This window comes from Paenibacillus cymbidii, from assembly GCF_004764705.1.
Lineage (GTDB): Bacteria > Bacillota > Bacilli > Paenibacillales > NBRC-103111 > Paenibacillus_AN > Paenibacillus_AN cymbidii.
Genome location: NZ_SHLX01000019.1, coordinates 127956 through 140301 on the forward strand (window position 1 = coordinate 127956; position 12346 = coordinate 140301).

The window sequence follows — 12346 nt, forward strand, 5'->3', positions numbered from 1 at the left end:
ATGCTTGCAAAAACGAAGCCCCTTACCATTGTGCTGATCGTCCTGGCGATCGCGATACTGCCGCTTGTTCCGTTTGCCTTGATCGGCCAGCATGTCGATCCGCGGTATGAGAACCTTTATTCCATTACGGCGCAAAAAAATTTGCGGATTCATGCGGGGGATTTGTCGCCCGAGCAGCTGCAGACGGCGTCGTGGCGCAGCGCCGATGAAGTGCGGAAGGAATACGGACGCCGCCCGGTGACGGGCTACTTTTGGCTTGCGCTCGAGCTGCCGGCCAATCGCTGGCGGGACCCGAATGTGTTCGTCGAAGGACTTCTTCACTATGAGGCTTATCTGGACGGGGACAAACTGCTGGAGCGCAACATGAAACCGCTCGATCGCAAAGTCGTTTCCCACTCCAATCTTGGGCGCGCTCCGCTGCCGATGGACATGGACGGACATACGCTGTATATCCGGATGTACAAGGACAATGAGCTGTTGTCCATCGGCTGGGTGTATATCCAGCAGTACCAGGATGTGTTCGGCACGCTGTTCTGGCAATCCGCCTACGAGATGGCGCTCGGGTTCACCACGCTGCTGATCGGCGCGGGCGCGCTGCTGTTTTTTTTCTCCAAACGGGAGCGGAACTACCTGATCTTCGCCATGTTCGCCTTGTATATCGCTTATGTTTGCCTCGGGCGCATGTTCCCGTTCGTGCAGCTTTATTTCAACGCGTATGCTTACGTGTACTACGTCAATGCGATGATGCCGCTCGGCGTCATGTGGTTTCTGCTGTTCTACGAGTCCGTCTTCGGACCGGGCTACCGCAACATCATTCGCCGCCTGTGGCAAGGCATGCTTGCCGCATTCGTCCTGGAGTTTGCGGCCGCCTGGTTCGATCCCGGCTTGTACCGTAACGCGGATATCGTCCTGAACTACTTGATGCTGCCAATCATCCTGTTCGTGCTGCTGCAGGCCGTCGTTCATTACCTGCGGCGCAAAACGACGGAATCGCTCTGGTACTTGGCCGGCTTCGCCGTGCTCGGACCGATGGTGGCGATTTACAGCCTCGCTTCCGTGTCCGACCGATGGCCGATGTTGTACCGCCTCGTCATGGATCAAAGCCGGTTCATGCACGCCTTCTTCGTGCTCATCTTCTGCATGGGCATGGTGCTGCGCGAACGTGTGAAGACGGTTTACCGCCAAGTGGGCGAACATGCCGCCGAACTCGAACGGAAAAGCGTGCGTCTGGCCGAGCTCGACAGGCTGAAGGACGACTTTCTCGCCAACACTTCCCATGAGCTGCGCACCCCGCTGAACGGGATTATCGGCATCGCCGATACGCTGGCCCGCGGCGCGGCCGGGCCGGTGGGCGAACGAATCGCCGACCAGCTGCAGATGATTGCGGTCAGCGGCAAACGTCTGGCGCATATGGTGGACGACATTCTCGACATTTCCAAAATCAAACACGGCGACTTGCGGCTAAGCCGGGCGCCGCTGGCGCTCGCCCCGCTGGCGCATGTCGTCGCCACGATCGTCGAGCCGCTTGCCCGCGGGAAACGGCTGCGTCTCGTCATCGATATCCCGGACGACGCGCCGCTGGTTTTCGCCGACGAAAATCGCATCCAGCAGGTGCTGTTCAACCTGCTCGGCAACGCCGTCAAACATACCGAAGCCGGCGACATCCGCCTGTTCGCGAAGTCGACCGACCGGCACTTGTACGTCTCGGTAGCCGACACGGGCCCTGGCATCGATCCGGCTGACATGCCGCGTTTGTTCGAGTCTTTCGAGCAGGGCGAACCCAGCCAAGGCGGCGCCGGACTTGGGCTGCCGATCGCAAAGAAGCTCGTCGAGCTGCACGGCGGCACGCTCACCTGCTCGTCCGCTCCCGGATCGGGCAGCGTCTTCACCTTTTCGCTGCCGATTGCCGACGCTTCCCTTGCGGCAGCCGCAGCCGAACCGGCGCCGCAGCAGACGGCGGCGATTCGCGAGCCTGCTGCGGCAAGCGCGCTCGAGCCGTCCGCTGCGCTCGTTTCGCCGCCGGTGAAGCCGGATGAGCCGAATGCCGGATTGGCGGGCGAGCCGCCGACGATCCTGATCGTCGACGACGACGCAATCAACCGCCAGGTGCTTGCCAACCTGCTGTCCATGCACGGGCTTGCCGCTTCCCCTGCCGAAGACGGCAGGCAGGCGCTGGCGTGGATCGACCGGCACGGCAAGCCGGAAATGGTCATCGCCGACATCATGATGCCGGCCGTAAACGGCTACGAGCTGTGCCGGGAACTGCGCCGGTCGTATTCCGCCAGCGCGCTGCCGGTGCTGCTGCTGACCGCCAAGAGCGGCCCCGCCGACATCGCCGCCGGCTTCGCCGAAGGGGCGAACGACTATTTGACGAAGCCGGTCATCGGCGAAGATTTGCTCGCCCGCGTCCGCGTGCACCTGCAGTTGTCGCGCCTGACCGGTTCGCTGGAGCGGCTCGTGCTGGAGCGTACCGCCGAGCTGGAACACGCGAACCGGCACCTGATCGCTTCGGTCAACGAAACGGCGCTGGCGCTGGCGGAAGTGTCCGTGCTGGAGGAGCGCAGCCGGATCGCGCACGACATGCACGATCAGGTCGGCCATACGCTTACGGCGGCGATGATCCAGATCGAAGCGGCGAAGCTGCTGCTCGCAAGCGACCCCGAGCGCGCCGCCACGAAGCTGGACGCCGCCCGCGAGTCCGTGCACGGCGGTCTCGATCAGGTGCGCGCCACCGTACGCATGCTGCGCACGGCCGAGGAGCACCGCACGCTGCTGCCTGCCCTGCATGCCTTGATCCGCCAGACGGAAGAGCATACGGGCATTGTGGTCGATTACACGATCGAGCCGCTCCCGGATTTGCCCGACGCGCTGAACAAAACGTTGTTCCACGCGCTGCAGGAAGGACTGACGAACGGCATTCGGCACGGCAAGAGCACGGCATTTACGTTCCACTTGAGCTCCGAAGCTTCGCCTTCGACCGTGCGTTTCCGACTCGCCAACGACGGCCGCAAGTTCGAGTCCGCCTCCCTCGGTTTCGGTTTGTCCGCGATGAAGGAGCGCGTGGAGCGGCACGGCGGCACGTTCGCCATTTCGGCGGGTGGCGAAAGCGGCTGCCTGCTGGCGATCGACATCCCTTTGGCATAACAGGCAGCCCACGGAACGTACGCGCAGCTAGCAGACACGTTGCTTCTTGCGCGCCATTCCCCCCTTCCGCCAACTCCCCCTTGCACAATAGGCCACGTTTTCTGACCTATTTGGCCAAAAACGGGCTGTCCATACAAAATAGCCAGTGATTTCACTGGCTATTTTGTATGAAGTGCCTATTTAATGGAGATCCGGGGCAAATAACCAGTGTTTTCACTGGCTATTTCGGGTGTGCCGAGCGATAGGAGGCAAATAGGTCATTTTTCATGGGCTATTTGGGTTGCCGGGCAATCGATCGGATGACTGAGGGCTGTGGACTTGCAACCGTTCGTTCAGAAGCGAACGATGTCGCCAACGTCGGGCATTTCGACGACGCTGATTCGCTTGCTGCTGCCGAACGCCGCGATCAATTCGGGCAAATCGAAGTGCGCAAGCACGTTATACCAATGATACCGGACATCGTAACGGTAAAAACGGCTGTCGACGATATCGGCGAACGACCGCGGCATGTTGATCAGCTCGATTTCGTCGACCCGGTCGTCGAGCACGCCGGCAAGCAGCGCATAGATGGCGGCAAACCCTTTGCCGGCTACCGCCAGCTTCGCCTGCGGGTCTCGCTGCGCCGCATAATCGAGCGCCCGCAGCACGTCGAACACGCGCATGCCCGGCAGCGGCGTCCCCAGCATCCGCGCATCGCAGCTCAGCTTGTATTCGGTGCCGAACATCTGATCGAACGCCCGGGCGCTGACCGCCCGGCAACGAAACGCCCCCATCCCCCGGGTGTCGAACGCAAAAACGGCGGCGGTTTCCGTCAGCTGCTCGATCCACTCGTTCTCCAGCTCGATCGCGCCTGCGCCCGCGTCCAATACGAGCACGGCCGTCCGGTGCCGGGCAGCTCCTTCCCGCGCGACGAACGTGCCGCCGACAGCGATGTCCGGCTCGCTGAAGAAAAACACCTGCTCGCGCAGCAGCGCTTGCTCCATATTGCGGCCCGCGCGGTCAAGCCGCTCCGTGTGGACGACCCGCGGCCGAATGCGGTCGCGGCCCGCCGGCAAACGCAGCCACGCCAAGGCGGCGGCTTTCAGCCGCAGCGGCTCCGCCGCAAGCTCCCGCAGCCGCTCGCGAAGCGCCGGCAGCACGCGCGCGTTGTCCGCCTGCACGGAGACGGCGTCTGCGTATTCGCCGATCACTTGCCCGCTCGCCGTGCAGCGCAGTGCCGCCACCGGCTCCGGCAACAAGCTGCTTTCCAGCCGCACCGGGCAGTCCGGTCCGCGGAACTGCAAGACGAACCAGGCGACCACGGCGCGCCGCAGCTCGTCGTTGAACGAATGCGTGCCTTTCGCCAGCGCGATGGACAACGCCTCTTCCCGGCCGAACAGCCGGTACACCCGCTTGGCCGCGTCGAAGCTGGCTTCCGTGCCTTCCACGCAGAAAAAGTCGGACTCCACCGCGCCAACAAGCACCGGCTTCGGTGCAAACAAGGTCAAATAATCGTCGTAATCCATCCCTTCGGCGATCGCTTCGTCCCAGATTTGTTCGCCGTCTTGCGGCTGACCGGTTTTCATGTACGATTCGCGCGACGTGATGTACGTGCAAGGCGCCGCAGCCGCAATCCGTTCGTCGGCGATCATCGCCATGAGCGTCTGAATGCCGCCGCCGGAATTGCCGGTGACGCCGATGCGCGATGCGTCCACTTCCGGCAGCCCGCTCAAGTAGTCGACGGCGCGAATCAAATCCCAGACAAAATACCGCACGATATGCCGACCCGCCAATTCGCATTGCAGCCCGAGATACGTGTGCTCGGCATGCCAACGGACGTGCGTGCGGCCAAGCGCCGGATCGTGGCCCTGCATCCGTTCGCCCTGGGACACCGGGTCGACGGCAAGCACAACAAAACCGTTGTTCGCGAGCTCGATGCACACCTTCTGGTAAATCGGCGCGGCTTTGCCCGCTTCGATATGGCCGCAGGTGAACAGCACGGCCGGGTAAGGACCGCCGTCCCCTTTCGGCACATACAAGTTCGCGGTTACGTAAATGCCCGGCAAGCTTTGGAACACGATGTTGCGAATCGTATAGGCGTCCCGTTCCAGCTCCCCCGTGCAAACGGGGGCAAGCGGCGTTTTGACGTCCGGCAAGCCGCCGATCATCCGCCGAAAATAGGCGCGCAGCCGCTCCCGGCGCAGCTCGAACTGCTCAGCTGTGACGATCGCCGCTTTTTCCGCCGCCGTACGGGCGACGGCTTCCTGCGTTTTGCGCAGCAAATAATCCGGCAACTGGGCGCCAACGTCATAGTAGCCGTTTACATAAGGACCGAAGCTCATGGCCGTGCTCCTCCTTCCTGCTCCTGCTGCAGCTCGCGCACATAGTCGCTCATGACGACCGTTTGGCCGCTCAGCCGCGACCGTTCGGCCGCAAACGCGATCAAATGGCTGCGCGCCGACACGAGCCCCGGCGACTTGCCAAGCGTGTCGCCGCTCGCCAGCTGCTGGACGAAGTCGGCCATGATCATCGTATCCGCCCCGGCATGGCCGCCTTCCACCCGTTCCGGCGCCACTTTCCAGCGTTCGCCGGAGAAGCGGATGACCTCAAGCTCGTTCAGTGCGTCGTAACCGCGAATTTCGCCGTTCGTGCCCATAATTTTCAGGCTGCGCGTGTTGTCGGTCGTAAACGCCGTCATCGTAAACGCAACCGTCACCTCGTTGTCGAACAGCAGGTTGACTACCTGATGGTCGACCACATCGTTGTCGCAGCGGAAGACGCAGCGGCCGTACGGCCCTTCCTGCAGCGCCTTCCATCTCGCCTCAAGCGTCGGCGTCAGCGAGACGACATTTTGCGGCCATTGGTCTTTTTCGTTGTAATACCACTTGATCGCCGAGAACGGGCACGTCCGTTCGACTTGGCAGCCGTCGGTGCACCGTTCGGTCGATCCTTCCGGCGCCTGGTCCCGCCGAAAATACGACAGGCTGCCGAACGAAGAAACGCGCACGCATTCGCCGCCGACGATATGCTGCAGCATGTCCATGTCGTGGCAGCATTTGGCCAAAATCATCGGGCTCGTTTCGTCCGCGCGCCGCCAGTTGCCGCGGACGAAGCTGTGCGCCTGGTGCCAATAGCCGACGTTCTCCGTCCACTGGATCGACAGGATGCGGCCGATCGCGCCGCTGTCCGTCAATTCCTTCAATTTGCGGAAAAACGTCGAATAGCGCATCGTATGGCACACCGTCAGCGTCCGGCCGAGCCGGTCCGCCCTCTCGGCAATGCGCAGCGCCTGCAGCGGATCGTTCGCCATCGGCTTTTCCAGCAGCAGGTCGTAACCGGCTTCGAGCGCTTTCATCGCCGGTTCGTAATGGTCGTTGTCCTGCGTGCATACGAGCAGCGCCCGGCACAGCTGCGGCTGGGCCAACAGCTCCTGCCAACTGGCAAACGTGCGTTCGGCCGGAATCCGGTGCAGCCGGGCGAACATGGCGCGCCGCTCCTCGTTCGGTTCCGCCACCGCTACGAATTGAATGTCATCGGGCCGTTTCAGCGCATAGGAAGCATAAGCGAACATGCCTCTGCCTCCGGCGCCGAGCAATGCCGCTTCGATCATGACGTACTCCACTCCTTGTCTCTTTTTTGCCGACCGCGCTTATCCTTTGACAGAGCCGATCAGCACGCCTTTGACGAAATATTTTTGCAGGAACGGGTACAGCAGCAGAATCGGCAGCGTGCTGACGATAATTGTGGCGTATTTGATCGACACCACCACGTTCGTTTCCCCGCGCGTGGCCGAACGCGACACGGCTTCGTTCGCCAGCGAGCCGGAGATGACGAGATCGCGCAGCACCGACTGCAGCGGGAACAAGTTCGCATCGCGCAAATAAATCAGCGCATTGTAGAAATTGTTCCAGATGCCGACGGCCACGAACAGCCCGATCGCCGCGTACACCGGCTTCGACAGCGGCACAACGATGCGCGCGAACAGCGACATGTCGTGCAGGCCGTCGATTTGGCCGGCGTCGAACAGCTCCTCCGGCAGCCCTTCGAAAAAGGCGCGGAAAATAAGCAAATTGTAGGCGCTCACCGCCCCCGGCAGTACCATCGCCCAGATCGAATTGAGAATGCCGAGTTCTTTGGCGACCAGATAGGAAGGAATCATGCCGCCGCTGAACAGGATCGTGAACACGATGGCCAGCGTAAGCGATTTGCGCAGCACCATGCGGCGGCGGGACAACGCATACGCCCCCATTGACGTGGCGGCCAGCGAGATGAACGTGCCAAGCGCCGTATACACGATCGTATTGCGGTAGCCGATGCCGAGCCGGGAGTCGTGCAGGACGATGCGATACCACGACCACGTCCATCCTTTTGGCCAAAACGACACCTGGTTCTTCATGACGTACAGCTCGCTGCTGAGCGAAACGTTAATCATGTAAACAAACGGGTACAGCATGACGAACACCAGCACGAGCATAAACAAGCTGTTGACAACGGTAAACGCGTCCCACTGTCGGGTTGCCATCCGTCCCCCTCCTCCCTCGCATGCCAAAATCCGTTTGCACCGCTGCCCGAAGGAACCGGCTTCACCACAAGCTCGTTTGCCGCAGCTTGCGCGCGCCGTAGTTGGCGGCGATGATCAGCAGGAAGCTGGTGATGCCGTTGAACATGCCGATCGCCGTCGCATAGCTGAAATTTCCTTGCTGCAAACCGCTGCGATACGTATACGTGGAGAAAATGTCGGCCGTCGAATACGTCAGCGGGTTGTACAGCAGCAGCACTTTTTCGAATCCGGTCGACAGCAGACCGCCGATGTTCAGGATCAGCAGCACGATAACGACCGGTAGGATTCCGGGCAGCGTGACGTGCCGCATTTTGCGCCACCTTCCCGCTCCGTCAAGCTCGGCCGCTTCGTACAGCTGCGGATCGATCGCCGTCATCGCCGCCAAATAAATGATCGTGCCCCAGCCGATGCCTTGCCAGATGCCGGAGGAAACGTAGATCGAACGGAACAGCTCCGGTTTGGACATAAAATAAATCGGCTCCAGACCGAACTGCTGCAGAAAAACGTTGATCATCCCGCCGTCCGGCGACAGGAACATCAGAATCATGCTGGAAACGATGACGTTGGAAATGAAATGCGGCAAATAGCTGACCGTTTGCACGAATCGTTTGAACACCGAATGGCGAATTTCGTTGAGCAGCAGCGCCAGCAGAATCGGCGCCGGGAATCCCCACAGGATCGAATAAAGCCCAAGCAGAAACGTATTGCGCAGCAGCGGCACAAAGTCGGGATTGTCGAACAGGAAGCGGAAATATTTGAGCCCGACCCAATCGCTCGCCCATACGCCCTTGAACACGCTGTAATCTTTAAAAGCGACAATCAATCCGAACATCGGCGCGTACTCGAACAGCGCGAAGTACACGAGCGCGGGAGCGAACAGGAGCAGCAGCCATTTGCTTTCACCCAGCCGCTTGGCGATCCGGTGCGACATACTTCCCGTCATCTGCGCCACCCCCTCTTCCCTTCGTAGTCCATAACAGCCGCCGCCCCGCAAGGCGGCCGGACAGGAGGCGTTTCCGCGACTCCTGCCGGCCATGCGGCGAACGGCTTATTTTTTCTTGTCCAGTCGGGCCTGCGCATCGTTGTACACTTTAAGCACGTCGTCGACGCCGAGCTTCTTCACGCCTTCCACATAGCTGTTCCAGTCGCTGAGCGGCTTTTCACCGAGCACGAATTTGCTGATGTTTTCGTCGACGTATTTGCCGATCGCCTGCGACTTGAGCTTGATCGCGTCGTCCTCGCTTTTGGTGACCGAAGGCAGCGCGGACATCGGTCCGACGTATTTTTCGGCCTCCGTATACGCTTTTTTCGATTCTTCCGACATGAGCGCCAGATTGGCGTCGTTGTCGAAGTACGCCATGTTGCCCGACGTCTTCAAGCCGTATTCGACCGAAGCGGTTTTCTGGTCCTTGATCGCCGGCAGGAACTTCTTCTTGCCGCCGGCTACTTCGTACGTGACGCCTTCCTTGCCCCAGCTTACCGTGTCGCGCCCGAGATCGGAGAACAAGTAGTCGACGTATTTGAGCGCCGCCTCCTTGTTCTTGGATTTGCTCGATACCGTCAGCCCTTCGCCGAGCAGGAACTGCCTGGCGTCGTATTGTTTGCCGTTCGGCCCTTTGGGCGGAATCATGTGCGCCAGCTTGAAGCTCGGGTTGGACGCTCTCATCTTCGTGTTGTAGGAGTCGATCTGCGGAATATAACCGTAGTAGATGAACGCTTTGTCCGTCGTTATCAGCTTGTCGGTTTTTTCGCTGTTCATATTGCCGAATTCGATCGGGATCAGCTTCTCCTTGTACGCTTTGGCGGCAAATTCCAGCAGCTTGCGGTAATTGTCCTCAATCGGCCCGTACTTCACGACTTTGTCGTCGGGGTTGTAGTAGAAGCCGTGTTCGGTATTGAAGCTGTAGCCGAAGTTCGTAAAGCCGACCAGTCCGCTGAACAGAAGCGGCGTGCTGTCGGGGTACAGCTTCTTCAGCTCGACCAGCGTCGTGTACAATTCGTCGAACGTTTGCGGCACCTTCAGGTTATGCTTCTGGAAAATATCTTCGCGGTACAGGTACAACCCGTCGTACGTGCCGTACGCTCCGCGGGACGGATGCACATACAGCTTGCCGTCCGTGGACAGCAGCGGTTTCACTTCTTCCGGATATTTTTCGATAAACGCTTTCAAATTCGGCATTTTGTCGAGATTGTCGAGGTAATTGACGATTGCGCCTTCCGCGCCGTAGCGGTGAATCATTTCGTTGCCTGCCATCCACATCAGATCGGGCATATCGCCGGAAGCGACAACGAGCGGAATGGCGTCCCACCAGTTGCCCTGGTAGCCGGAAACGGTAAGCTTGACGTTGGCGTTCGTTTCGTGCTGTTTCCACACGAGCCAATCGTTTTTGAGCGGCCAGGCGGGATGGTTCTGCACCATCATCGTAAGCGAGGCCGGCGAACTTTTTTTCGTTTCGCTCGGTTTGGCGCTGCCTGCGGGCGACTGCGACGGCTGATCCGTACCCGAATTCGATTTTGTGCATCCGGCGATCAACGCTAATGCGAAGATGGCGGCGAACATCACAACAACAACCTTTTTCATGGACAACTCCCCCTGCATCAATTTGCTCGATCGATTTCGTGCCGCTTAAGCTTGATTCGATTATAGCATTGGCGTTTTTGCCGCCGATACCAACCGCTGTTTACATTCGTGCACCGCGCTTTACCACTTCCGTCTGTGCCGTCCGGCTGTCCCGGGCGTCCCGGATGTAAACGTCGGTTAAGGAAAGTAAACGTCGGTTAAGCCGCATCGCAAGCGGCCCTGCGCGCCCGCGGCGAAAGCGTTGACAGCATGGCGGGGAGTGATTACCATGGAGAAAAAAAGCGGCGGGGGCGAGCGCAATGAGATGGTTGGCGCGTGCGGGCGAAACGTTTCGCGGATTGTCGATCTTGACCAAGCTGCTCCTCAGCTTCTTTATCATCGTTTCCCCGCTGTATGCGTTCAACTTCTACGTCAACAACGTCGGCGCCGCCAAAAACCGCAACGAAATATCCGCCTCCTTGCTCGGCACCGTCCATTCGTACAACAAATTGCTGGAAACCGAGTTCGTCCGGATCAAACAAGCGCTCGACCAGAGCGCCGTGGAAATCGCGCTGCAATACGTCAAGTCGCAACAGACCGGCATGACCGACGTCGAAAAGGCGGGGCTCATCCTGGACATTCAGCGGCTGCTGGTCAACCTGCAAACGACGAGCCGCCACATCGAAAATACGCTTGCCTTCCTGCCGGCGCTCGGGGACACGCTGTTCAGCTACGGTTCCTCCAGCGGCTCGATCGACCGGGGGGCATTCGAGTCGCTGCAGACGATGCCGACAGGCGGCTTCTTCCATTCGTGGAACGGCAGCGTGTATATCAGCGCCCCGTATATTTTCCAACCGGGCAGCGGCGGCGCCGGGCAAGACGGACTGTTCGTGCTCGCCGCCAGGATGTACGACGTTTCCGTGAAAAGTTTGCTTCAGGGCATGAACGGATATGCCGGCGGCGGCGCGACCTTCTACGAGCCGAACCAGAAGTGGCAAATGTCCACCTCCGCGTCGCCCGCGATCGATACGCGGCTGCAGCGGCTGTTCGAGGAGCGGGTAACATCCGCCGCCGCCGGGCAGGTCCGGTCCGTCGAGATGGCCGGCCAGAAGTATTTGGTCGCCTACGAACGATCGGACGTGCTGAATACGGTGCTGGCCGTTTACGCCCGCGAAGACGTCGTCTTCGGCTCGCTGCGCACCTACAGCATCTTCTTCTGGATCATGTCCGCGCTTTCCAGCCTGGTCATCATCCTGTTCTCGCTCTGGCTGTACAAACTCATTCATCAACCGCTGAAGACGCTGGTCAACGGCTTCCGCAAAGTCGAGCGCGGCAGCCTGCAATTTGCCTTGCAGCATCCGCACAAGGACGAGTTCGGCTATATGTACGAAAAATTCAACGACATGGTCAGCCGGCTGCACGTGCTCATCCAGGACGGTTATGTCCAGCAGCTGCGCAACCAGCGCTCCGAGCTGAAGCGGCTGCAATCGCAAATCAACCCGCATTTTTTGTACAACAGCTTCTTCGTGCTGTCGCGGCTCATTCATTCGGGCGATGCGGGCAAAGCGTCGACGTTCGCCGAATACCTCGGCCGTTATTTCCAATTCATTACCCGCGACGCGTCGGACGATATCCGGCTCGAACACGAAATCCAGCATGCTCGTGCCTATACCGACATTCAGACCGTCTGCTTCGACAAACGGATCGCCGTCGCCTTCGAGCCGCTGCCCGAGGCATACCGCGATGTGGCGGTGCCCCGGCTGATCGTGCAGCCGCTGCTCGAAAACGCCTACAAGTACGCGTTCGAGCATATGCTGCGGGACGGCCGGCTGATCGTCCGTTTCGAGGAAATCCGCGAGGATGGCCGTCCCCCTTGCCTGATGATCGTCATTGAAGACAATGGCAGCCAATTGGACGACCGCCAGCTCGGCCAACTGCAGCTCAGCCTCGAAAGCTTCAACACCGACGTCGGCGAAAGCACCGGCCTGTACAACATCCACAAGCGCATTCAGCTGAAATTCGGCGCGAAGAGCGGCATCCGGCTGTCGCGGAGCGCGCTCGGCGGCTTATTGGCCGCCATCGTATTATTTCCCGGGGAGTGA

7 protein-coding genes are annotated in these 12346 nt (G+C 60.1%); 2 read left to right on the forward strand and 5 right to left on the reverse strand.

All coding sequences use genetic code 11. The features are described 5' to 3' along the window. Positions 1–3144: an ATP-binding protein gene (locus EXY20_RS24360; RefSeq protein WP_135554721.1), complete on the forward strand. Its 3144-nt coding sequence runs from the start codon at positions 1–3 to the stop codon at positions 3142–3144. Between the two features lie 332 nt (positions 3145–3476). Here EXY20_RS24360 and EXY20_RS24365 read toward each other — a convergent pair whose 3' ends face one another. The 5 genes from EXY20_RS24365 to EXY20_RS24385 all read right to left on the reverse strand — a co-directional run bounded on the left by EXY20_RS24365 (position 3477) and on the right by EXY20_RS24385 (position 10265). After that, positions 3477–5465 carry an alpha/beta hydrolase family protein gene (locus tag EXY20_RS24365; protein WP_135554722.1) on the reverse strand — a complete coding sequence of 663 codons (1989 nt, stop codon included), beginning with the start codon at positions 5463–5465 and terminating at the stop codon, positions 3477–3479. Beyond that, complete coding sequence (locus EXY20_RS24370; RefSeq protein ID WP_135554723.1) at positions 5462–6733, reverse strand: Gfo/Idh/MocA family protein; 1272 nt, start codon at positions 6731–6733, stop codon at positions 5462–5464. The genes EXY20_RS24365 and EXY20_RS24370 overlap by 4 nt, the downstream gene beginning before the upstream one ends. A 39-nt stretch (positions 6734–6772) precedes the next feature. Then, positions 6773–7645, reverse strand: a complete 873-nt coding sequence (locus EXY20_RS24375; protein WP_135554724.1) for a carbohydrate ABC transporter permease — start codon at positions 7643–7645, stop codon at positions 6773–6775. A gap of 61 nt (positions 7646–7706) precedes the next feature. Then, on the reverse strand, positions 7707–8627 hold the full coding sequence (locus EXY20_RS24380; protein ID WP_207671332.1) for an ABC transporter permease: 921 nt from the start codon (positions 8625–8627) through the stop codon (positions 7707–7709). Positions 8628–8732: 105 nt separating this feature from the next. After that, positions 8733–10265 carry an extracellular solute-binding protein gene (locus tag EXY20_RS24385; RefSeq protein ID WP_167859484.1) on the reverse strand — a complete coding sequence of 511 codons (1533 nt, stop codon included), beginning with the start codon at positions 10263–10265 and terminating at the stop codon, positions 8733–8735. A 299-nt stretch (positions 10266–10564) separates the two neighbouring features. On the opposite strand from EXY20_RS24385, the gene EXY20_RS24390 reads away from it, so the two are divergent. Next, positions 10565–12346: a sensor histidine kinase gene (locus EXY20_RS24390; RefSeq protein WP_135554726.1), complete on the forward strand. Its 1782-nt coding sequence runs from the start codon at positions 10565–10567 to the stop codon at positions 12344–12346.

Coding starts and splice junctions, on each gene's coding strand:
- EXY20_RS24360 (WP_135554721.1), top strand. CDS start 1: ATGCTTGCAAAAACGAAGCCCCTTACCATTGTGCTGATCGTCCTGGCG.
- EXY20_RS24365 (WP_135554722.1), bottom strand. CDS start 5,465: ATGAGCTTCGGTCCTTATGTAAACGGCTACTATGACGTTGGCGCCCAG.
- EXY20_RS24370 (WP_135554723.1), bottom strand. CDS start 6,733: ATGATCGAAGCGGCATTGCTCGGCGCCGGAGGCAGAGGCATGTTCGCT.
- EXY20_RS24375 (WP_135554724.1), bottom strand. CDS start 7,645: ATGGCAACCCGACAGTGGGACGCGTTTACCGTTGTCAACAGCTTGTTT.
- EXY20_RS24380 (WP_207671332.1), bottom strand. CDS start 8,627: ATGACGGGAAGTATGTCGCACCGGATCGCCAAGCGGCTGGGTGAAAGC.
- EXY20_RS24385 (WP_167859484.1), bottom strand. CDS start 10,265: ATGAAAAAGGTTGTTGTTGTGATGTTCGCCGCCATCTTCGCATTAGCG.
- EXY20_RS24390 (WP_135554726.1), top strand. CDS start 10,565: ATGAGATGGTTGGCGCGTGCGGGCGAAACGTTTCGCGGATTGTCGATC.